The sequence below is a fragment of the Pseudomonas sp. genome, assembly GCF_028293835.1.
Taxonomy (GTDB): Bacteria; Pseudomonadota; Gammaproteobacteria; order Pseudomonadales; family Pseudomonadaceae; genus Aquipseudomonas.
In genome coordinates this window covers 1-22,555 of the sequence record NZ_JAQGNX010000144.1, presented here as the reverse complement: position 1 = coordinate 22,555, position 22,555 = coordinate 1, and the positions used below count along the sequence as shown (strand labels likewise).

Below are 22,555 nucleotides of genomic sequence, written 5' to 3'. Positions count from 1 at the left end.
TTGGCTTTTCAGATTAGTCGAGTCAACGGAAAGCACCTGTTAGACGCGGCAGTCGGCAATTCTAGTTGCCTTCGACGTGTCGCAAGAACGTAGCCAGACAAGGATTATCGTTACCGCTTTTCCAGACCATTCCATATTCAATCTGCGGGGAATTGACGATGTCTTTAAATACCGCACCGGGCAGTTGAAGTTTACGCATGGAGGCCGGGACCACTGAAACGCCTAAACCTTCGGCCACTAAATTGACGATGGTTTGTTGCAGTTGTGTCTGAATCCTAACCACGGGCTGTAACCCTGCGGCCCGGCAACAGTCCATTACTGCGTCATACAATATCGGTGCCGTGATTCTGGGGAAGGTGATGAAGGAGTCATGTCGAAACGCTCCTAAGTCGATGGGATTTGTCGCGGCCAGTGGATGATCGCTTGGAATAACTGCGCACAGTGGCTCCTGAAGCAGGGCGCGATAGTTCAAGGTTTCGGTGGCGTCTATACGGAAGGTCAACGCTATATCAGCGTCGCCATGTTGCACAGCTGCGGTTAGATCTTTAGGCAAGATTTCGTTCAAGACCATATCGACCAACGGATACTCGGCCATGTAACGTTTTATGAGCGATGGCAAGAGGGTCCAGGCCGCCAATGACGTGAAACTGACGCGCAGTACGCCCCGTAGGCCCTGTGCGGTTGCCTGGGTATGGCGAATTGCAGCGTCGAGCCCGGTTATCACTTCTTTTGAACGGTGTTGAAATTCCCTGCCTGCCGTCGTTAATACGACTGAACGAGAATGGCGGGCGAACAATGATGACCCGAGTTCCGCTTCCAGCGCCGCAATTGAGCGACTCAGGGACGGTTGCGTCAGGTGCAAATACTCGGCTGCCTTGCCGAAATGGAGGTGTTCACACAGGGCCAGGAAATGGCGAATTTGACGGAGTTCAATCATTGATACGCCGGACGTATGGGTTGATGACTCAGTACGCATTAGACAACATGGGTTGTCAACTTTAAGCTCGGCGCTTTTGCCCGATCCTGGCGTCTCCCTGTATGAATTCGATCATTGCTGTCGTCTTGCCGATCTTTGCATTAATTCTGGTGGGATACCTCTGCCGCAAAGCGAACTGCCTCGGGCCGACCGCGGCGTCGGAAATTAATCGCCTGGTAGTATGGCTGTGCTTGCCAGCCTTGTTGTTTAAAACTACGGCCACCGCTACCTGGGGGGAAATATGGCAGCCGGGGTTTGTACTTGCTTTTAGTGGCGGGGCTTTTTCAGTCTTTTTCGCGACGCTTATATGGCGCCTCGTCAAAAAACATTCCTTGGCCGAAGCGAGCATCGATGGGTTAAGTGCTTCCTATGCCAATACCGGTTACATCGGTATTCCCCTGTGTCTGCTGGTACTCGGGCCACCGGGCCTTCAGCCAGCGCTGATTTCCTCGCTGATCGTCGTTTGCGGGTTGTTTTCGGTGTCGGTGATATGCATTGAGATCGGACTGCAGCAGGAAAAACATATCGGTAGGGCAATGGCGACGGTATTACGTGCATTGGCGAAAAACCCGCTGGTGGTTTCGCCCATCGCGGGAGGGCTTTGGGCCGCAACTGGCTTGGGGCTTGCGGTGCCAGTCCTGCACTTTCTGGACATGCTCGCGAGCGCGACAACCCCCTGTGCCCTGATTTCGTTGGGCCTGTTTCTCGCGCAAAAACAAGACGGGCGTGTCACCGGTGCCTGGCCGCTGGTGTTGATAAAGCTGATCGTACAACCCTTAATCACGGCCTATCTCGCGTTTCGGGTATTTCACCTTCCGCCTTTATGGGCCCATGCAGCATTGTTATTAAGTGCACTGCCGACCGGCACAGGGCCTTTTATGTTGGCGGAGTATTATGGTCGTGAAGCAGGGGTGATATCGCGGACGATTCTGCTATCGACATTGGGATCGCTGGTGTCCATATCGCTCATTCTTCGTTTTTTTTCGCCTTGAAGATTCTAGCCAGCCAGCTCTACAGCAGTCTTTAGACTGTTGCTCTTGGGACATCAACTGGACACTTCGTCCCGGCAGTCACATCGAAAGGTGTAGGTCAATAAACACAACCTATTGATTTTATTGGCTTTATAGGTTTGGCACGGCGCATGCAATTGCACACATCGGGGATTCTAAAGAATAAGCCTCAGCCGATGTTTGATGTGTAGGAGTAGCGCTGTGAAGGTGTCTGTGCGTGTAACAGGGCGGAATTATATTCACGTCAAGCCGCAAATCTATAACGGTACGCTGAGCGTATTGAGTTTGAGTTTGTTATTGCTGGGCACGGCCCACGACGCCTGGGCTGATTCAGCCAGCTATGCCAGCGGGACCGAGGTCCCCGCTGATACCCGGCGTCTGGCAGCGGTAGTGGTTCAAGCCAAACAGCTGACGGAAAAGGAGCAGGCCAGACAGGCACTCAATGAAGTGCCCGGTGGTACCGCTCAGGTGGACTCCGCTACCGTGGAAAAACGTCGAGTCGCCACTAACCAGGATGTACTCGCTTACCAGCCAGGTGTTTACGCCCAGTCAGTTGGCGGTGCAGACGGCATCAAGATTTCCATTCGTGGCTCGGGCATCAACAAAGGCGTTAACTACTTTCGCTCCGGCGTGTTCATGATGTTCGATGGCCTGCCGGTCAGCGGCCCCGGCGGCACTCCTTACGAACTGTTTGAACCGCTAGGGCTGGCGCGCACCGACATCCTGCGCGGCGCTAACGGTTTCGACTATGGCTCGCTGACTTTGGGTGGTGCAATAAACTACGTGACCAAGACAGGTTACGATGCTGCACCATTGGAAGTGCGTTACGAAGCGGGCAGTTACGGTTATCAGAAACGGCAAATAGCGTCGGGCCAGGTGCTCGGCGATTTCGATTATTACTTCAGCCTGACCGACTCCCAGTCGGACGGTTATCAAGACCATACCCACGGTACGAGCAAAGGCTTCGCGGGTAATTTTGGCTATAAGTTCAACGCCAACATTGAAACGCGCTTTTATCTGCGCTATCGCGAAACCGATAACGATACCGGTGGCCTGCTGACTCGCGACCAAATCGCCAATCACTCTCGCCAGCCTAACGCCACCAACTTCGCTCAGGACGCTTCCCGTGAGCAACCCGGTTCGACGTGGGTCGCCAACAAGACCACGATTCACCTCGACGACAATTCGCGGCTGGAGCTGGGCGCGGTTTATCACGACTATCCCATCGACATTGAAGGTGGGGTGAACCAGGCGAAGTGGGGCTACAAAGACGTTTCTACCTCTGTGCAATACATCCGCGATGACGAACTGTTCGGGCACGCCAGCACCACCCGCGTTGGCTTGTTGTCAACCAAGCATTTACCGGGTGACGGCTTCCAGCGCACCTATGTACGGATTCCGGTAGGGCCAACTGCCGGGTTGCCGGTGGGAACGCTGATTCGAGATGCACGTTACGAAGGCATGGATAACGTGCTGCACTTCAGCAACGACACCGAGTTGGTAAATAACCTTTGGCTGACCTCTGGCCTGTCGGCGATTTACACCAAACGCGAGACCGAGGTCGAATACCCCGTCACCAACAACCGTTATAAAAACAACGATTGGGACTATGCGCCCCGCATTGGTCTGCGTTACGACTTCACGCCAAACTTTCAAGTCTACGGAAATATCAGTCGTTCGGTTGAGCCGCCAAGCGATTGGCAGATCCTCAGCACACCGCCGAGCTTTACAACCGGTCCAGCCACTGGACTCGCCAGCATAGGCGTGGGGCTGCAAAACCAGACGGCAACCACCTTCGAATTGGGCACCCGCGGCAACTTCGATAACAACCAATGGAGCCTGAGTTATTACTACTCCAAAGTTAACCATGAACTCCTGTCGGTAGAAGTCGTGCCAGCAACCAGCACCACCGCTGCGTTGACTGCTGAATCCAACGGCTCTTCAACCATTCACCAGGGGGTTGAGGCCGGGCTTGAGTCGATCCTTTGGCGGGGCAGTGATACCAACAAGTTGACCTTGCGTCAGGCCTACACCTACAGCGATTTCCACTTCGTCAATGACGACGCGTTCAGCACCAACGAACTGCCGGGCATTCCAAAACATTACTATCAGGGTGAGTTGCAGTACGACTTCTCCAACGGTGTCTACGCATCGGTGAATACCCAGATCGCGTCAAAGATGTCGGTGGACTATGCCGACTCGTTTTACACCAAGCCCTACCACGTGTTCGGTGCCACGTTGGGCTGGAATTCGCCGAAGAAGACCTGGGCGACCTATTTGGACTTTCGTAACCTCACCGATCAGCACTACACCACCGTGGTCAGTCCAGCCTACGACGACAAAGGCGTGGACCAGGCGCGCTCCTACCCGAGCGATGGCTTTGGTATCTACGGCGGCGTGAGTTACCGCTTCAACTGATAACCCCCTAGAAGCGTCGCTACCTTGCCGTCAACGGCGAGGCGCTGCGTCCCGACTTCCTTGATGGGACAATTCCGTGATTAACCGATGGTATTTCCGCGCAGTGGCTGCGCTCACTCTGGGACTGACACTGTATGGCTGTTCACCGGCCAGCGATCCTTCTGCTGCATCCGTTAAAACGGCGGCGGTGGCCGACGGTGCCCAAGGTTATCGCGAACAGGTGCCGGGCGTGGCCGGCGGCACGCTGCGGGTTTCGGTGAAATCGGACACCGGCTCGCTGGATCTGCACGCGATCTCACATACCAATGCGCAATGGCTGGGGCGTCTGCTGTACGACAATCTGGTGTACCTGGACGACAAGGGCAATATCACGCCCTGGCTGGCAAAGTCCTGGGCTATTTCCGCTGACGGCCTGACCTATACCTTCCATTTACGCGATGACGTCACCTTCAGCGACGGCGCGCGTTTCGACGCGCACGCGGTTCTGGTGAACCTGGAGCACATGCGCGCCCCAGCCACGCATTCGCCATTGGCGGCCGCGTATATCGCGCCTTATGTAGATGGCAAAGTGGTTGACGACTTCACTTTCGAAGCCCATTTAAGAGAGCCGTACACGCCTTTCCTTAATGTACTGGCGCAGTCTTGGCTGGCGATGATGTCGCCCAGGGCGATCACGGAAAACCCAAGCAAACTGGGTGAGGCGCCCGTAGGATCCGGGCCGTTTGTGGTCAAGGATTACACACGTCAGCAGGGCATCAGCCTGGTCCGGCGTAGTGACTACCATTGGGCTGCGGATTTCATTGGTCACAAGGGGCCGGCTTATCTGGAAAAAATCCAGATCGATTTCGTGCCTGAAGCGATGATTCGCTATAGCTCGCTGGCTACCGGGCAATATGACCTGACTACTGATGCCCCAGCGCAGAACGCAGCGACCATTCGCAACGATCCAAGTCTGGTAATGGACAGCCGAATCCGTCAAGGCAACCCCAACAGTGGCATCACGTTCAATACCTCCAAACCGCCGTTCGACGACGTACGGGTGCGCAGGGCGTTTGCCTTGGGAGTCGATCGAGACGGCATCGTGCAAATGAGCGGTTTCGGCGAATACACACCCAAGAGCGACTTTCTCGCCGCCAACACCCGCTATTACGATCCGGCTTTTACCAAGACTCTGGCCTACGATCCAGCCACCGCTAATCGACTGCTCGACGAAGCAGGCTGGACTCAGCGCGACGCCGCTGGTTATCGGCTACGAGACGGTCAACGCCTGGGCGCCGAAGTGTTACTGGCCGAAGGTATCAGCCCGGTTGCCGATTCGGTGGCCATTCAATCTGATGTGAAAAAGCTTGGCTTTGAGCTGCGTATTGTCCAGTTGCCGATGTTGCAACTCCTCGAGCGTCGCGCCGCCAACCTGTATCAAGCGGTAGGCTCCGGTGTATGGCACACCAATACCCCGGACGGTCTTTATATTCTGTATCACAGTGGCGAGATCATCTCGCCGCAACGCATCGGCCAGAACACTGCCCGCCTGCGGGATGCGCAACTGGATGATTGGCTGGCCCAAGCCCGCCACGCCACTGACCCAACCAAATTGCAGGGCCTTTACAGCAAGGTTCAGCAGCGTCTGACCGAGCTGGTGCCAGCAGTGCCGTTGTATGAGAACTACTCGTTGACCGCGCACCGCCAGCAGGTCAAAGGGATCGTTTATGACACTTCACATAACACGCCAATATTTACCACGGTGTGGCTGGGGAAAGGTTCATGAGGTCGCTGTTGGTGCTTGGATTGGCTGCACTGGTGGGTTGCTCCCCGGCAGCAGACCCTGGATCGCAAACAGCCAGCGGCGACAACAGCCAGCCGGTCAACTACCCGGCCAGCGATTACCGGGAGCAAGGCGTCGGCGAATCTGGCGGTGTGCTGCATGTTACGGCGGCCGTCGACATGGGCAGCCTGGATGTTCACTTGATCACCGGCACCAACCCCAAGTGGCTGGGACGCATGCTGTTCGACAATCTGGTTTATCAAGACGAGAAGGGGAACGCGACACCGTGGCTGGCGAAATCCTGGGACATCTCAACTGACGGCAAGACCTACACGTTTCACCTGCGCGACGACGTTACCTTCAGTGATGGCACCAGATTCAACGCGCAAGCGGTGCAGGTCAACCTCAAGCGTATTCGCGACCCGGCAACCAAGGCGGCGATGACCACTGCTTATATCGCGCCCTATGTGGATGGCAAGGTGATCGATGAGTACACCTTTGAAGCTCATCTGAGTGAACCCTATACCCCATTTCTGAATGTGTTGGCGCAGTCCTGGCTGGGCATGATGTCACCGCAGGCGATCCTCGAAAATCCTGCCGCCCTGGCCGAACATCCTGTCGGCAGCGGACCCTTCGTGGTCACCCGTTACGTGCGCCAACAGGGCGTCAGCTTTACCCGTCGCGATGATTATCACTGGGCGCCGGCGCTTATTCAGCACCAAGGACCGGCATATTTACAAGGTGTCGAATTGAGCTTTGTGCCGGAAGCGATGATTCGTTATTCGTCTTTGGCGGCTGGGCAATATGACTTCACCATCGATGCGCCGCCGCAGACCGCAGCCGCTATCCGCAACGACCCTGACCTGGTGCTGAAGAGCCGGGTCAATCTGGGCAATCCGACGCGGGTACTGACTTTCAATGTTAGCCAGGCGCCGTTCGATGACGTGCGGGTGCGCAAAGGCGTAGCCCTGGCCATCGACCGGGAAGGCATCGCGCAAATTGTCGGCTTCGGTGAATACCGCACCAAGACTGACTTCTTGTCAGCGACCACGCCGTATTACGATCCGGCGTTCGCCGGTGCGCTGCGCTATGACGTTAAACAGGCTAACCAATTGCTGGACGAAGCAGGTTGGACCGAACGTGACGCTCAAGGTTATCGCACCCGGGCCGGCCAACGGCTGAGTGCTGAAGTGCTGACCATGGAAAGCGCACTGTCTACCGGCGTCGATGTGGTAGCGGTGCAATCTGACCTGAAAAAGGTCGGCTTTGAGCTGAAAATCGTTCAGGTGCCGGCCACGCAATGGGTTGAACGGCGCAACGCCAATCGCTATCAGGCCATGGGCTCAGGTTATTGGCACACCAACACCCCGGATGGGTTGTACATCCTCTACCACAGCCTGCAAATCAACTCCGACCGCTACACCGGTCAGAACACCTCGCGCCTGCAAGATCCTCAGCTCGATCAATGGCTCAGCGAAGCCCGCCGAACCCAGGACCCGGAACGTTTGCGGCTGCTCTACAGCCAGGCTCAACAGCGCCTGACTGACTTGGTGCCAGCGGTTCCGGTGTACGAAAACCATACGCTGGTGGCGTACCGGCGTTCGGTCAAAGGCGTGATTTTCGATACCTCGCACAACACGCCGTTCTTTACTTCAGTCTGGCTCGACAGCAAGGAATCAAAATGAAAATCTTCAAGCGCATTGTCTGGCGGGTACTGGCGGGCGTCCTGGTGTTATGGGGCGCAGCGACCCTGTCGTTCGTGGCGTTGAATGTCACCGCAGGCGACACCGCCCTGGCCATTCTCGGTGGCCCGGACGCGCTGCCGACCCCGCAAGTGCTGGAGCAAGTACGCGCTGAATACGGTCTCGACCAACCCTTGATCGTGCAATACGGACGCTATATCGGGCGCGTGGCCGAAGGCGACCTCGGCAGTTCATACCGGTTGCGTATCCCCGTGGTGCGGGCGATTTCTCAACAAGTCGGTGCAACCCTGCAACTGGCTGCATGTGCGGCGGTGTTGGCAGTCATTTCGGCATTGATTCTTGCATTGACGACAGCCCATCGGGCGCGCTGGATCCGTTCGTTTTCCTCGGGCTCGGAGCTGATGCTGACCTCGGTTCCGACCTTTGTCCTCGGTATCGTCTTGCTGCTGATTTTCTCGTTTCAGTTTCACCTGCTGCCGCCTGCCGGCTCCCAGGGTTGGAAAACCATGGTCCTGCCGACATTGACCCTAGCGCTGCCGGTCATGGCAGTGCTTACCCAAGTGCTGCGTCAGGTGCTGGAGGATGTGCTGGAACAACCCTTTATCAGCATGGCCCGCGCACGGGGTATGTCCGACGTCGGCGTACGCCTGCGCCATGCGCTGCCCCATGCATTGATTCCGCTGGTAACCCTGTCCGGTTTCATTTTTGCCAGCCTGCTGGGCGGTGCAGTGATCACCGAAACCCTGTTCGCCCGCCAAGGCCTCGGCCGGCTGATGATCGAGGCCAGCACCAATAAAGATATCCCGTTGGTGCTGGGTATCACGTTGCTGGTGGCCCTGATTTACGTCGTGGTCAATCTGGTCGTCGACCTTCTCAACAGTTTTCTCGACCCTCGAGTGGTCGAGTCATGAAGCCTCGTTACTTAAGGAAATTACCATGAACCCACTCAATGCCTCCTTCTCCGAGCAGGCCCAGCGCAACGACAATTGCGCGCCGACCGACGACGTATTGCTCACGCGCTTTCAACCGGTATTCGAGCGCATCGCCAGCGGCGCGCTGCAACGCGAAGAGCATCGCGAGCTGCCTTATGAGGCGGTAGGACTGCTGCGCGATGCCGGCTTCGGTGCATTGCGGGTGCCTCAGTCCTTCGGCGGTATCGGTGCCACGTTGCCACAGCTGTTTCGCTTGCTGACGTTGTTGGGCGAGGCCGATTCGAACTTGCCGCAGATTTTTCGGGCGCACTTCGGTTTCGTTGAAGGCCGACTTAACGACAGCCAGCCTGATCAGCGCCAACGCTGGTTTCCAAAAGTCGTCGCAGGAGAGTTGTTCGGCGCGGCGATGGCCGAACGCACCGCTGAAACCCGTAACAGCGTGACCTTGATAAAAACCGCCGAGCACTGGCGCGTCAATGGTGAAAAATATTATTGCACCGGCACCTTGTACGCCGACTGGATTGCCGCGTCGACAACCGACGGTGACGACCACGTCAGCGTGGTGATCGCCACCTCCGCGCCGGGGGTCACACGCCTCGACGATTGGGACGGATTCGGTCAACGCCTCACCGGCAGCGGCACCACCCGTTTCGACAATGTGCAGATCGCCGAGCAGCAGATAATCCGTCGTTTCAAGTCCGCTGAAAGGCACGAGCAGAGCTATATCACTGCGTTTTATCAACTGGTGCATCTTGCCACGTTGGCGGGTATCTCCCGGGCCGTATTGCGCGATGCGGTGGACTTCGTTAAAGCGCGTACCCGTGCCTTTGGCGTACCGGGGGAGTCCAGCCCGCGCCACGATCCCTTGGTTCAGCGGGTGATCGGTCGCCTGTCGAGCCTGGCGTTCGCCGCTGAGGCAGTGGTTGATCGCGTCTCGGCCAACGTTGAACGGGTCTGGCAGGCGCATCAGGCGGGCACCGCAAACGCCGCTCTGTATGCGGATGCCGAGATCAACGCTTATCAAGGCCAGCAGGTGGCGGTCGACTTGGTGCTGCAAGCGACCAATTTGATGTTTGAGGTTGGCGGTGCTTCCGCCACCAGCACCCCAAGGCACTTGGACCGTCATTGGCGCAACGCACGCACAGTGTCGTCGCATAACCCAGCCATATCCCGCGAGCGGGCGTTGGGTGATTTCTACCTGAACGACGTTACGCCCGGTGATGCCTGGGCCCAGCGAGTGGCCAAAGACACGGCTGACAAAGCCGCCCAAGCCATTGCCGTATCCACAGAACTCGCATTTTCAGCCCCCGCCACCGAGGAGCAAACGTCATGAGTACGTCGCAAAAACAGATGAGTATCGGCATGAATATCCTCGGCTTCGGCGCGCATTCAGCGGCGTGGCGCGTAGGGGAGGTGCCGGCGAACGCTTACCTCGATGTGGAGTACTACCGCAATATCGCGCGGATTTCCGAGCGCGGAACCTTGGACGCGATTTTTCTCGCTGACGGTCCTGCGTTGGCCGGGGACGTTTCCAGCTCACCCGCCGGGCGTCTGGAACCGACGATATTGCTGACGGCCGTGGCACTGGCGACCCAACACATCGGTGTAATCGCAACCGCGTCGAGCACCTACAACGACCCGTATAACCTGGCCCGGCGCCTGGCTTCGGTGGATTACCTCAGCGGTGGCCGTGCCGCCTGGAACGTAGTGACCAACGCTGGCGATGCGGCGGCGCAAAACTTCGGCCTGCCGGGCGCGCAACTGCATGTGGATCGCTATGCCCGTGCCGACGAGTTTGTCGACGTGGTGCTCAAACTGTGGGACAGCTGGGAGGATGACGCGATCATCGGTGACCCCATGAGTGGACGTTTCGCCGACCCTTCCAAGGTGCATGTGGTCGATCACGTCGGTGAGCACTTCGCGGTTAAAGGCCCGCTGAATGTGCCGCGCAGTGCTCAGGGCCATCCGGTGCTGGTGCAAGCGGGCTCTTCCGAGGGCGGTAAGTCCCTGGGTTCGCGCTATGCCGATGCGATTTTTACCACCCAGACCACTCTTGAGGACGGTTTAGAGTTCTATCAGGAGATGAAAAACCGCGCCCGACAATGGGGTCGCAACCCGCAGCACCTGAAAATCATGCCCGGTATTTCCACGGTGATCGGCAGCACCGAGGCCGAAGCTCAAGCCCGGTTCAACCAGCTCAACGCCTTCAATGGCGATGACGGGCTGATCGACCAGATCGCACGGCGTATCGGCATCCCGGCCCGGGAACTCGACCTGGACGGCCCGTTGCCGTGGCACCGAATTGGCCCGGTGGAGAGTTTCGAGGCCGGATCTCACGGCTTCCTTGAGGCACAGCTAAATCTGGCGCGCCGAGGAAATCTCAGCGTGCGGCAATTGTCACAACGCATTCTTGTCGGCCACCGATTGATCGTCGGCACACCGGAGCAAGTCGCCGACAGCATGGAACAGTGGTTCCGTGCCGGTGCCGCCGACGGCTTCAACATCATGCCGGACATGTTTCCTTCCGGGGTTGAGACGTTTGTTGACGAAGTGGTGCCCTTGCTGCGCAAACGCGGGGTGTTCCGCCACGAGTACAGCGGCAGCACCTTGCGCGGGCACTTGGGCTTGCCAGCTGTCACCAGCCGTTACGCAAACAGTATTCAACGCGAAAGCGCCTGATCAAGTCTTTCAACGTTCACGTTTTAACGCTCAAGGAACATCACCATGCAGTACCGCAAGCTAGGCAAAACCGATATTGACGTCAGCCTGATCGGCCTCGGAACTATGACCTGGGGCCATCAAAACAGTGAAGCCGACGCCCATCAGCAACTGGATTATGCGCTGTCACGCGGGGTTAATCTGGTGGACAGCGCCGAGATGTACCCGACCCCGACCCATGCCGATACCTGGGGCAGCACCGAGCGTTTCATTGGCAGTTGGCTGGCCAAAACCAAGCGCCGTCAGGACATTGTGCTCACCAGTAAAGTGGTCGGTCCGCCGCGATCCGCGCAACAGACGCACATTCGTAACGGTGAGACGCGGCATGACCGCAAGAACATCATCGCTGCCCTGGAAGGCAGCCTCGACCGCCTGCAAACCGATTACCTCGACCTGTACCAACTGCATTGGCCGGACCGCAGCACCAACTTCTTCGGTCGCGCCGAATACCCGTGGGTCGAAGGCGAGCAGAGTACCGCTATCGAAGAAACCCTCTCGGTGCTCGGCGAGCTGGTGAGTGCGGGAAAAATTCGCCATATCGGCATCTCCAACGAAACCGCTTGGGGCACCGCTGAATTTATCAAGCAATCGGAAAAGCTCGGCCTGCCGCGCATTGTCAGCATCCAGAACCCCTACAGCTTGCTCAATCGCCAGTTCGAAGTGGGTCTGGCCGAATTCAGCCACCGCGAACAAGTGGGACTGTTGGCCTACTCGCCGATTGCCTTCGGCGTACTCAGCGGCAAATACCTGAACGGTGCATTGCCTGAAGGGTCGCGGCTGGCCTCGGTGTATCGACGTTTTTCCCGTTACGACGGCGAAGAGGCCACCCGGGCTGTTACCGCTTATATAGAGCTGGCACAGGAACATGACCTGTCACCGGTGCAGCTGGCGCTGGCGTTCGTTACCAGCCGTCCTTTCGTCAGCAGCGCGCTGTCTGGCGCCACTCGACTCGATCAGCTCAAAGAAAACATCGACAGCCTGGAGCTGAAACTGGGCGCCGAGCTGATCGCCCGGATCAACGCGATTCACGCCCGCATCCCTAACCCGGCGCCGTAGCGTTTCGTACTTTGGCCAGAAGGAGGTAACGCATGACCGTGGTGAATAAGACTTTGTTGAGCAACGTGCCCTTGGCAGTGGGCGTTGCCCCACGTCTATGGCGATTGCGTCCGGGATTGCTGCTGGCCGGAGTATTTTTGATGCTGCTGATCATTGCCGCATTGATCCCTCACGTATTGGCACCCGGCGACCCTCTGGAAGCCAGTGCGCGCTTGGCCTTTCATTCGCCGGGCGGTGGCCATTGGCTGGGCACCGATGAAAACGGACGCGACGTGTATACGCGTTTGGTGCATGGTGTTCGACCTTCGCTGCTGATGGGCGTGGCAGCGACGACCATTGCCTTGGTCTTTGGCGTGGCCCTGGGCTTGTTGGCGGGCCTCGGACCTCGGGCCGTTGATGCGACAATCATGCGTTTGGTGGATGTGTTGCTGGCTTTTCCGGATTTGTTGTTGGCGCTGGTCATCATCACGTTTTGGGGACAGGGGCTGCTCAATTCAGTGGTCGCGGTGGGTGTCGCTGGAGTTCCTCGGTTCGCACGAATGGTGCGCGCCCAAACCCTCGTTGTCCGCTCGGCACCGTACATTGAGGCGGCAACCACGTTAGGCATCCACCGTGGGCTGGTCATCATTCGCCACGTGCTGCCCAATGCGATTAAACCGATTTTGATTCTTGCCACCATCGGCATCGGCGGCAACATTACAGCCGGTGCTGCATTGAGCTTTCTCGGCTTTGGAGCGCCGCCGCCGTCACCGGAATGGGGCGAGATGCTCTCGTCTGGCCGCAATTACCTGGCCAACGGTTGGTGGTTGGTGGCGTGGCCAGGACTGGCGGTGACCTTGACCGTGGTCTCGATCACTGCGTTGGGCCGTGAACTGTTGCGTCGCAGCGAAGGCAAGCGCGGATGAGCGTATTGGATATCAGCCCTGAGGTTAAGCCGCCCCTCATCGAGGTTGAGAATCTGCACGTGCAGTTTGCCGGTCAGGCGCACCCGGTGATCGGCGGTATATCCTTCAAACTTCATCGCGGCGAGTGCTTAGCGTTGGTGGGGGAGTCTGGTTCCGGTAAGAGCGTGACGTCGCGAACCTTGGCTGGCCTGACGGGGCAAGGCGCTAGTATTCAGGCCCAGCGTTTGCATTTTGAAGGGCTGGATTTGCGTACCTTCGATGAACGCGCCTGGCGGAGGATTCGCGGTGCGAGGATCGGTTTCGTCATGCAGGACGCGTTAGGCTCCCTCGATCCGTTACGCCGGGTAGGTGATGAAATCGAGGAGCCCTTACTTCTGCATGAAAACCTCAACCGGCAACAGCGCAAACTCAAGGTGCTGGAGCTGCTGCGATCAGTAGGGGTTCCGGAGCCTGAACTTCGTGCCCGGCAATACCCGCATCAGCTGTCTGGCGGTTTGCGTCAGCGGGCGCTGATTGCCTCGGCGATAGCCTGTGCGCCAGACCTGCTGATCGCCGACGAACCGACCACGGCGCTGGATGCCACGGTACAAGATCAGGTCCTGCGGCTACTGGAGTCTCTGCGCCGTAGCGACACTGCAATGCTGGTGGTGAGCCATGACCTGGCCGTTGTCGCACGGCTGGCCGACCGAATAGCGGTGATGCACAACGGCGTTATCGTCGAGCAGGGGACTGCGGAAACAGTCCTGCATAATCCGCAGCATCCATACACCCAGTCGCTGTTGGCTGCCGCACGCTCGGTGCATGTCCGGCGCAGTGAAACGGTTGAGCTGAAAAACCCGCAGAGACCGCTAGTAGTTCAGGCACAACAGCTGCACAAGGCGTTCAAAGGCCCGGACGGCAAGGTGCGCACGGCAGTAGCCAGCGCGTCTTTCGACTTGCGTGGCGGGCAGACGTTGGGCATCGTCGGTGAGTCGGGTTCGGGAAAAACAACCCTGACGCGTATACTACTGGGCCTTGAAACACCCGACGGCGGTGAGGTTCTGCTGCGTGGCCGCCCGTGGTCGAGCTTCAACAGCCGCGAGAAACGCGAGGAACGGCAGCGTATTCAGGTGGTGTTTCAGGATCCCCTGAGCTCCTTCGACCCGCGTTACACCGTAGAGCGCGTGTTGTACGAAGCATTGGATGCGGCAGGTCATTCAGACCGGTCCACGCGCCGCGAACGTGCGATTGAACTGTTGAAATTGGTACGTTTGGACGCCAGAGTACTGACCCGCCGGCCGATCGAATTGTCCGGCGGACAACGGCAGCGTGTCGCCATTGCGAGGGCACTGGCACCGCAACCTCAGGTGTTGGTCTGCGACGAGCCCGTGTCGGCTTTGGATGTCTCCGTTCAAGCGCAGATTCTGCAACTGCTGGCTGATTTAAAGCAGCGACTCGGGTTGGCGTGCGTGTTTATTTCTCATGACCTGGGCGTAATCAATAGCGTCAGCGACCACGTGCTGGTCATGAAAGACGGCGAAATCGTCGAATCAGGGCCAGTGCGCCAAGTCTTCGACCAACCCCGACATCCCTACACCCGCGCCTTGTTAAATGCCATTCCCCAGTTCGAAAGTCGAGGGGCACAGATTGTTGAGCACACAATTGCAGGTTGATCCAATCCATATCGCGATTCCTTGGGCGCGAATTTATTCGCAAAGCGGTAGCACCGAAACCCGAACCCGTACAGGCTGTGTGAAAGCTACTGCGCTTGGCATTACTGCGTTAAAAACAGGCTCAAAATGCTCATTTACAACCCGTAGACTCCGCTTTCTCGCCTGTTTTTGCCTTGTCTTGCCTTCGCTCGCTACGTTTTCACACGGCCTGTGTAGGAGCCAACGTGTTGGCGAAGATCCTTTGAACTTTAAGGCGTTGAACCTGACACCCCATAACCTTTTAACTTGCATTTACAGGTCAGCCAATGACCTCAGGTAGTGGAAAAACCGTGCCGATGATTATCGGCTGTGCGTTGTTCATGGAGCTGATCGATGCGACGGCGGTGCTCACGGCGCTGCCGCAAATGGCACTCGATTTTGGCGAACCCAGCGTACGGATGAACCTGGTGGTTTCGTTGTACCTGTTGGCAGTGGCGCTGTTTGTTCCAGTCAGTGGCTGGGCGGCGGATCGTTATGGGCCGCGACGGGTGTTTGTCAGTGCCATTGTGCTGTTCACCCTGGCGTCGGTGGCGTGCGCGGCTTCGACATCGTTGCTGCAGTTGTCGTTGGCTCGCATGGCACAAGGTGCGGCGGGCGCAATGATGGTTCCGGTGGGGCAGGTGATCCTGTTGCGTTGGTCGGTACGGGAAAACCTGTTGCGTGCCATGTCGTACCTGACGATTCCGGCCTTGATCGGTCCCGTGTTGGGGCCGCCGCTGGGTGGTCTATTGGTCACGTTGTTGTCGTGGCACTGGATTTTTTTGATCAACGTACCCATCGGTATCCTCGGGGTGGTGTTGGTGCTGCGTTATGTTCCGGACTATCCGGGGAAACTCGGGCGCCCGCTGGACGTGCGCGGCCTGTTGCTAAGCGCCATAGCCCTGGGCGGCCTGGTGTTCGGCTTTGAGGCGTTCGGCCATGGGTTGCTAGAGCGACGCTGGGCGTTGTTGTTAATCGCGGTTGGCTTTCTTTGCGCCTTGCTTTACGTCAAACATGCCAAACGTTGCCCGCAGCCCCTGATTGATTTGTCCTTGCTGCGAATTCCAACCTTTGGCATCAGCTTCTGGGGCGGTAACCTGTTGCGCATCGGCAGCGCTTCGCTACCGTTTCTGTTAGTGCTGTTATTTCAGCTGTGTTTTGGCCTCAATCCGTTGCAGGCCGGATTGCTGAGCTTCGCGGGCGGGGCTGGGGCGTTCTTGATGAAGCTGTTGGCGGTGCGCATTGTCAGTCGCTTCGGCTTCCGTCGCACCCTGACCGGCAACGCGCTGCTCACCGGCTTGACGATTATTGCTTGCGCAACCTTTGATATCGCCACGCCGTATTGGGTCATTGCGCTAGTGTTGTTCGGCAGCGGCATCATCCGCTCATTGCAATTCAGTACGCTCGGCGCGCTGACCTATGCCGATGTCCCCGCTGAGTTGTCCAGCCGCGCGAGCAGCTTGTCGGCCATGACCATTCAATTGACCATGAGTTTGTCAGTGGGTCTGTCCGCCGCCTTGCTGAGCCTGATTATGGCGTTGCGTGGACACACGGCAATCGGCGAAACCGATGTGGCAACGGTGATGATCGTCGGCGGGCTAATTTGTGCATTGTCGGCCGTAGTGTTCAGGCAACTGATACCTGCTGCGGGTTCAGCGGTTTATGTTGGGCGCGATTGATTTCCCACTGCACCTGTATGAGCCAACTTGTTGACAAGAGGCTTGACACGTTGTGCCTGAAATAAGTTGGTTCCGGGGGTGTGTGTCGTTGCATCGAAACAAAACCGGCCCTTTGCGGCCTTCTTGCCTGAAAGCTGTCCGGCCACAGGCGCCAGTCAGGAATTCAACCGGTAATGAGTCTATTTTTTTCACCTTTCGCCCCTCGGGACCGTCGGCAGGGCAGCTGGAATGTTCATCATTTGCCGCAGACGTCTGCCGCGTTTGTGCGTTACTTCGTCGGCAACTTCAAGGGTTGGTACGTGGCGATCCTGCTGCTGCAAATCGCGGCGGTTATTTGTACCATCCTGATTCCATGGGGGCTGGGGCAGATCACGCGCACCGTTAGCAATGGCCTTGATGCGGAACACGCTTTCGAAGTATTGAAAGTGCCGCTGTCGCTGTTCGCGGCGCTACTGGTATTCGAGGTCCTGTTCACCCGCGCCGCTGCGGGTTGCCATATTCATGTATTGCCGTTGCAACGGCGCACGGTTACCCACGTTCTGTTTGCTTATCTGCAGAAGCATTCCCATCGTTTTATCAGTAATGAATTCGCAGGAGCCCTGGCGCACCGGGTCTCTGAGGTTGCGATGGGAGTGAACCAAACGCTGAGTATTCTGTTGTTCGACCTGATTCCGCTGCTGGTGACCTTGAGTCTGGCAACGGTGCTGTTGTGGACCGCCTCGCCATTACTGGCCCTGTTTATGTTTGGCTGGTCGGTGCTGTTTATCGTGGTCTGCTACCTGCTGGCACGCCGCAGCCATCCGCTTGCCCAAGAGTACTCCGCGGCGCGCAGCACCAGTTCGGGCAAGGTCGTGGACGCGGTGTCGAATCTGGCGAATATTCGTCTGTTTGCCCGGCATGCGTTCGAGCACAGCTACCTCGGTGGCTACCTCGACAAAGAAGTGCAAGCGGCTTACCGCTCCCTTGGCTATATGGAAAAAATTCGCTGGTTCCAGACGGGCTGTGGTGTGGTGCTAAAGCTCGGCCTGTTGTTAGTGGCGCTGTATCTGTGGCGCAGCCATCGGATCGATATCGCCGCGTTCGTGATGTCGACCAGCCTTTCGCTATTGATCATCAGTGACGTTGGCAATCTGTCACGGCGCTTTCTGGAGTTTTTCGAAGCCACCGGTAATATTTCCAACGGCGTGCGGACCCTGATTCGTCCGCATGAGGTGATCGACCGACCTAAGGCGGTCACACTGAAGGTCAAGCGCGGTGATATAGAGTTTCGTGACGTGGGCTTCAGCTATGGCTCGGCCCCTGGGATTTTTGAACGGCTGAATATCGTTATTCCGGCAGGACAAACCGTAGGATTGGTGGGGACGTCGGGGTCGGGAAAATCGACACTGCTTAATCTGCTGCTGCGCCTGTATGACGTACAAAGCGGCCAAGTTCTGGTTGATGGCGTGGATGTCCGTGAAGTAACCCAGCATTCGTTACATCAGCAGATTGGTTTGATTCCTCAAGAGCCAGGTCTGTTCCACCGCAGCATTCGCGAGAATATCCATTACGGTCGTCTCGATGCGACGCTTGAAGAAGTGGCAGAAGCCATTCACCGGGCAGGCGCCAGCGAGTTCATCGACAGCATGGAACACGGCTACGAATCGCTGGTGGGTGAGCGCGGGGTCAAGTTGTCTGGGGGACAACGGCAACGTATCGCTATTGCTCGGGTGCTGCTCAAGAACGCACCGATTTTGGTGATGGACGAGGCAACATCGAGCCTCGATTCGATCACTGAGCGTTTCATTCAGGACAAACTCGACGAGATCATGGCCAGCAAGACCGTGCTGGTGGTCGCGCACCGGCTGTCCACGGTGGCGCATCTGGATCGGATTCTGGTGTTCGACAATGGACGAGTGATCGAAGACGGCAGCCATGACCAATTACTGCGCCTGCGCGGACAGTATTACCGGTTATGGAACAGGCAATCTGCTGAGGTGGTGGAATCGGCGCAGGTGTAAAGGTTTATCCCCAGGATCAATGAACGCTATACCTGAATCTGTAGAAGCCAACACGTTGGCTTCTACAGAGGGGTATGGTTCGCACTAAATCGACAGATGCCAAATCCGATCACTTGGCTTGGGTTCGGCCGGGCGGCGTTTATTGACGGTGAGTTCGCCTATATTGATCAACTGCGTTCTGGTCACGTTACGGCTCAGCCCTAATAGATTAGCGGTGTGCACTTGGTTGTAATGGCAGAAACGATAGGCCGCACGCAGCAGGGTATGCTCGACCTTTTCATGCAGCGCGCCAGCCGATTCTTCAAACAGTTTCTGAAAGGCGCGCTCAAGCAACGCATCGGCGGATTGATCCACGGCCGAGAGTTCGTCCTGGCGTTCGATGCGCATGTTAGACATGCGCAAGTCTTCCCTTTGAATGACACCGTCGCGGCAAATCAGCAGGGTGTGGTGGATGACATTTTCCAGCTCGCGAATATTACCCGGCCAACCGTAATGACGAAGCTTATGCTCGGCCTCACTGCTGAGACTGACCTCGCCGTAGCCCAGTCGCTGGCTATAGGTACTGATAAAATGCCGAGTCAGCGGCAGGATATCGCCGGGACGTTCGCGTAGCGGCGTAAGCTCCAGGCTGACGACATCCAACCGATAGAACAGATCCTCGCGAAAATGCCCGGCATTAATCGCTTTCTCTAACTGCACGTTGGTCGCCGCGAGTACTCGCACATCGATGGGAATGCTCTTGCGTGAGCCCAGTCGCACCACTTCTCGCTCTTGCAGGACACGCAGCAGCTTGACCTGAATCGGCATCGGCAGATCGCCGATTTCATCGAGAAACAAGGTGCCGCCGTTGGCCTCTTCGAACCAGCCAGCCTTGGCGCTAAGGGCGCCGGTGAACGCACCTTTCTCATGACCAAATAGCTCGGCCTCCACCAAAGACTCGGAAAAAGCGCCGCAGTTGACCGCGACGAAGGGGCGGGCACTGCGCGCACTGAGGTTATGGATGTGACGCGCCACCAGTTCTTTGCCAGTACCGGTTTCGCCAATGATTAGCACACTGGCTTCGCTGGGCGCTACCTGCTGTATATGCTCGAGCAGCGCTTTGGATTTAGGGTCCTCGAACACCTGCGCGGTGGCGCGAATCGAGGTGGCAAGGGCGGGAGACGGCGGTAAGGTAAGCAGTTGCATGGCATTCACTATGAGTAAAAGGTCGGGATGGGCAGGGCACCGTTGAGTGCCCAGTCGCCCAATTCATGGAGCTTGTAATCCAGTGGGTCATGCAGGCTTTGAGTGCGCAGATTGCGCCAATGCCTGTCGAGGGCAACCGAGGCGTGGGTGGAACGCGCCCCGGTGACCTCGAAGACCTTGCTACACAGCTCAAGGCCATTGCGACTTGCAACCACTTTGGCCGTGGCAATGGCCACCGCGACCTGGCCGCGTTCTTCGCTGCTCAATGCCGGGCCTTTAGCCCATGCTCGGTCCAACATTTCGCCGGCACGTTCGACCAGCAATCGGGAGCTTTCCAGGCTTATCCAGAACTCACCGTAATGGATGAGCACGTATGGGTCCTCACCGATGTGTGCAGCGTTTGACTTGAACCATGGTCGGGCTTCTTCAAGCGTGTATTTACGCGCTTCTTCAAACGCGCCCTCGGCAATGCCCAGAAAGATATTGGCGAAGTGCAGCTGCGCTATCAGCGGACGCAAACAGGCGAACGGCGTGCTCAGTGGGCCTGGATCAAGGAGTAAGTCGGTCTCCTCGACCCGCACTCGCTCGAACGTCGCGCTGCCACTGTCAGTTTGGCGTTGACCTATGTTGTTCCAGTCGCCATGCAGAGTGATTCCGGTTCGTCCGCTGGGGATTGCAGCAATCAGTAATTTGCCTCCAGCCGCATCATCGACTGCCGACGCGATAAGCATTTCCGAGTCGGTGGCGCCCGAACAAAAACTCTTCTTGCCGGAGAATTCACGCCAGCCGTTGTGGCCCTTAACCACCGTGCGAGTGTCCAGCGGGTTCAAGGCATTGCCCCAAAACCAGTTCTTGCGCGCGGTCAGTTCAAACCACGGCTGCCACTGAGCGGGCGTGGCGAACAGCCTTATGGTAGCGAGCATCAGGTGATGGAAACCAAACACGTGAGCGATGGAGCTGTCGACCCGAGCAAACTCTCGGACCACTTCAAACGTTTCGCTCCATGTGGCGTTCAGCCCGCCGAACTGACTGGGGATACTCAATGCGAGCAGGCCGCTTGCACGCAAGGCGTCTCGCTCGGCCTTGGGGGTACCGCCACGGTCATCCCGTTCCACGGCAGTGCAGGAAAACTCGTTCGCCAGTTCGCGGGCGATATCCATTGGCACCGCTTGGGCGTTTTGCAACTTGGCAGTCACTCGTCTTTACCTCCATTTTTAAACGGCGCGGTCCGGCAGGTGGCCGCGTTTGCTGTAGGAGCCAAGTTGTTGGCGAGGCATCGTGCCTGGTACACAGCGTCAAACCGCTCGCCAACACGCTGGCTCCTACAGGTCGGCGTCGTATCAGGTTCAAACGCGGGCGCTCCGCCAACAAGGTGGCTTCTACAGAGGGGGAGCATGACCAGCAACCTCAGGCTTTAGCCTTGGTGGGCAACAAGTCATTGGCGATCATCTCGCCAAACGGTCCGGTCAGGTTGGTGATGCCGTGCCCGGCCAGGCTGGCGTAGGGCTCCGGCAGCAGCGGGAACACCAACTCAGCAAAGCGATACGCCTCTTCAAGGTGCGGATAGCCGGAGAAGATAAAACTTTCGATGCCCAGGTCCGCGTATTCCTTGATTCGCGCCGCGACTTCTTGCGGATTGCCGACCAACGCCGTCCCGGCACCGCCGCGTACCAGGCCGACACCGGCCCATAGGTTCGGGGCGATTTCCAGGTTGTCGCGACGGCCATCGTGCAAGGCGGCCATACGCCGTTGGCCTTCGGAATCAAAGCGTGAAAAGGATTTCTGTGCCGAGGCAATGGTTTCGTCGCTGATGTGTTCGATCAACGTATCGGCGGCTTTCCAGGCTTCTTCGCTGGTGTCGCGCACGATCACATGCAGACGAATGCCGAAACGCACGGTGCGCCCTTTGCGTGCGGCCCGTTCACGGACGTCAGCAATTTTTTCCGCCACGGCCGCTGGAGGCTCGCCCCAGGTCAGGTAGACATCGACCTGATCGGCGGCCAGCTCATGGGCCGCTTCCGAAGACCCGCCGAAATACAGCGGCGGGTAGGGCTTCTGAAGGGGTGGGTACAGCGCCTTGGCGTTCTGTACCCGTAAGTGCTTGCCTTCGAAATCCACGGATTCGCCTTGCAGCACCCGGCGCCAGATCTGCAGGAACTCGTCGGTGACTTCGTAGCGTTCGCTGTGATCAAGGAAACTGCCGTCGCCACGGTTTTCATCAGGGTCACCGCCGGTGACCACGTTAATCAACAGTCGGCCGCCGGACAGTCGGTCCAGGGTCGCAGCCATTCGTGCGGACACGGTTGGCGAGATGATTCCCGGACGAATCGCCACCAGATAACGCAGGCGTTCAGTCAACGGCACCAGCGCCGAGGCGATGACCCACGAGTCTTCGCACGAACGACCGGTAGGAATCAGCACCCCGTGATAGCCGAGGCTGTCCGCCGCTTGGGCTACTTGTTTCAAATAGTTCAGGGTAACCGGGCGGGCGCCCTTGGTGGTGCCCAGGTAATGGCCATCGCCGTGAGTGGGGAGGAACCA

General features: G+C 57.8%; 16 protein-coding genes. 12 read left to right on the top strand and 4 right to left on the bottom strand.

The window, feature by feature from the left end; all coding sequences use genetic code 11:
- Positions 1-61: 61 nt before the first annotated feature.
- A complete protein-coding gene (locus tag JWR17_RS19770; protein ID WP_299833977.1) occupies positions 62-937 on the bottom strand; it encodes a LysR family transcriptional regulator in 876 nt (291 codons plus the stop codon).
- Between the two features lie 101 nt (positions 938-1,038).
- Between JWR17_RS19770 and JWR17_RS19765 the strand changes: the two genes are divergently transcribed.
- The 12 genes from JWR17_RS19765 to JWR17_RS19710 all read left to right on the top strand — a co-directional run bounded on the left by JWR17_RS19765 (position 1,039) and on the right by JWR17_RS19710 (position 18,829).
- Positions 1,039-1,968 (top strand): AEC family transporter, encoded by a 930-nt coding sequence (locus JWR17_RS19765; protein WP_299833976.1) that lies wholly within the window; start codon positions 1,039-1,041, stop codon positions 1,966-1,968.
- A 219-nt stretch (positions 1,969-2,187) separates the two neighbouring features.
- Complete coding sequence (locus tag JWR17_RS19760) at positions 2,188-4,404, top strand: TonB-dependent receptor (protein ID WP_299833975.1); 2,217 nt, start codon at positions 2,188-2,190, stop codon at positions 4,402-4,404.
- 76 nt (positions 4,405-4,480) lie between these two features.
- Positions 4,481-6,169, top strand: coding sequence for an ABC transporter substrate-binding protein (locus tag JWR17_RS19755; protein ID WP_299833974.1), 1,689 nt, complete (start codon positions 4,481-4,483; stop codon positions 6,167-6,169).
- The gene (locus JWR17_RS19750) at positions 6,166-7,851 is read left to right on the top strand and encodes an ABC transporter substrate-binding protein (RefSeq protein ID WP_299833972.1); all 1,686 of its coding nucleotides are present in this window, start codon (positions 6,166-6,168) and stop codon (positions 7,849-7,851) included. Before JWR17_RS19755 ends, JWR17_RS19750 begins: the two co-directional genes overlap by 4 nt.
- A complete protein-coding gene (locus tag JWR17_RS19745) occupies positions 7,848-8,780 on the top strand; it encodes an ABC transporter permease (RefSeq protein WP_299833971.1) in 933 nt (310 codons plus the stop codon). Before JWR17_RS19750 ends, JWR17_RS19745 begins: the two co-directional genes overlap by 4 nt.
- 25 nt (positions 8,781-8,805) lie before the next feature.
- Positions 8,806-10,134 carry an acyl-CoA dehydrogenase family protein gene (locus JWR17_RS19740; protein ID WP_299833969.1) on the top strand — a complete coding sequence of 443 codons (1,329 nt, stop codon included), beginning with the start codon at positions 8,806-8,808 and terminating at the stop codon, positions 10,132-10,134.
- A complete protein-coding gene (locus JWR17_RS19735; protein WP_299833968.1) occupies positions 10,131-11,480 on the top strand; it encodes an LLM class flavin-dependent oxidoreductase in 1,350 nt (449 codons plus the stop codon). The genes JWR17_RS19740 and JWR17_RS19735 overlap by 4 nt, the downstream gene beginning before the upstream one ends.
- Before the next feature lie 45 nt (positions 11,481-11,525).
- Positions 11,526-12,575 carry an NADP(H)-dependent aldo-keto reductase gene (locus JWR17_RS19730; RefSeq protein ID WP_299833967.1) on the top strand — a complete coding sequence of 350 codons (1,050 nt, stop codon included), beginning with the start codon at positions 11,526-11,528 and terminating at the stop codon, positions 12,573-12,575.
- A gap of 32 nt (positions 12,576-12,607) precedes the next feature.
- Entirely contained in the window at positions 12,608-13,480 is an 873-nt protein-coding gene (locus tag JWR17_RS19725) for an ABC transporter permease (protein WP_299833966.1), read from the top strand.
- Positions 13,477-15,132, top strand: coding sequence for an ABC transporter ATP-binding protein (locus JWR17_RS19720; protein ID WP_299833965.1), 1,656 nt, complete (start codon positions 13,477-13,479; stop codon positions 15,130-15,132). The genes JWR17_RS19725 and JWR17_RS19720 overlap by 4 nt, the downstream gene beginning before the upstream one ends.
- Before the next feature lie 305 nt (positions 15,133-15,437).
- On the top strand, positions 15,438-16,829 hold the full coding sequence (locus tag JWR17_RS19715) for an MFS transporter (RefSeq protein ID WP_299833964.1): 1,392 nt from the start codon (positions 15,438-15,440) through the stop codon (positions 16,827-16,829).
- Between the two features lie 173 nt (positions 16,830-17,002).
- Positions 17,003-18,829: an ABC transporter ATP-binding protein gene (locus tag JWR17_RS19710; protein WP_299833963.1), complete on the top strand. Its 1,827-nt coding sequence runs from the start codon at positions 17,003-17,005 to the stop codon at positions 18,827-18,829.
- 84 nt (positions 18,830-18,913) lie between these two features.
- Here the strand turns inward: JWR17_RS19710 and JWR17_RS19705 are convergent, their stop codons facing one another.
- The 3 genes from JWR17_RS19705 to ssuD all read right to left on the bottom strand — a co-directional run.
- Positions 18,914-20,014, bottom strand: a complete 1,101-nt coding sequence (locus JWR17_RS19705) for a sigma-54 dependent transcriptional regulator (protein ID WP_299833962.1) — start codon at positions 20,012-20,014, stop codon at positions 18,914-18,916.
- 8 nt (positions 20,015-20,022) lie between these two features.
- Positions 20,023-21,210 carry an acyl-CoA dehydrogenase family protein gene (locus tag JWR17_RS19700; RefSeq protein WP_299833961.1) on the bottom strand — a complete coding sequence of 396 codons (1,188 nt, stop codon included), beginning with the start codon at positions 21,208-21,210 and terminating at the stop codon, positions 20,023-20,025.
- Positions 21,211-21,421: 211 nt separating this feature from the next.
- On the bottom strand, positions 21,422-22,555 hold a 1,134-nt coding region (ssuD, locus tag JWR17_RS19695; protein WP_299833960.1), incomplete at its 5' end, for an FMNH2-dependent alkanesulfonate monooxygenase.

Coding starts and splice junctions, on each gene's coding strand:
- JWR17_RS19705 (WP_299833962.1), bottom strand. CDS start 20,014: ATGCAACTGCTTACCTTACCGCCGTCTCCCGCCCTTGCCACCTCGATT.
- JWR17_RS19720 (WP_299833965.1), top strand. CDS start 13,477: ATGAGCGTATTGGATATCAGCCCTGAGGTTAAGCCGCCCCTCATCGAG.
- JWR17_RS19730 (WP_299833967.1), top strand. CDS start 11,526: ATGCAGTACCGCAAGCTAGGCAAAACCGATATTGACGTCAGCCTGATC.
- JWR17_RS19710 (WP_299833963.1), top strand. CDS start 17,003: ATGAGTCTATTTTTTTCACCTTTCGCCCCTCGGGACCGTCGGCAGGGC.
- JWR17_RS19735 (WP_299833968.1), top strand. CDS start 10,131: ATGAGTACGTCGCAAAAACAGATGAGTATCGGCATGAATATCCTCGGC.
- JWR17_RS19765 (WP_299833976.1), top strand. CDS start 1,039: ATGAATTCGATCATTGCTGTCGTCTTGCCGATCTTTGCATTAATTCTG.
- JWR17_RS19725 (WP_299833966.1), top strand. CDS start 12,608: ATGACCGTGGTGAATAAGACTTTGTTGAGCAACGTGCCCTTGGCAGTG.
- JWR17_RS19745 (WP_299833971.1), top strand. CDS start 7,848: ATGAAAATCTTCAAGCGCATTGTCTGGCGGGTACTGGCGGGCGTCCTG.
- JWR17_RS19715 (WP_299833964.1), top strand. CDS start 15,438: ATGACCTCAGGTAGTGGAAAAACCGTGCCGATGATTATCGGCTGTGCG.
- JWR17_RS19770 (WP_299833977.1), bottom strand. CDS start 937: ATGATTGAACTCCGTCAAATTCGCCATTTCCTGGCCCTGTGTGAACAC.
- JWR17_RS19750 (WP_299833972.1), top strand. CDS start 6,166: ATGAGGTCGCTGTTGGTGCTTGGATTGGCTGCACTGGTGGGTTGCTCC.
- JWR17_RS19740 (WP_299833969.1), top strand. CDS start 8,806: ATGAACCCACTCAATGCCTCCTTCTCCGAGCAGGCCCAGCGCAACGAC.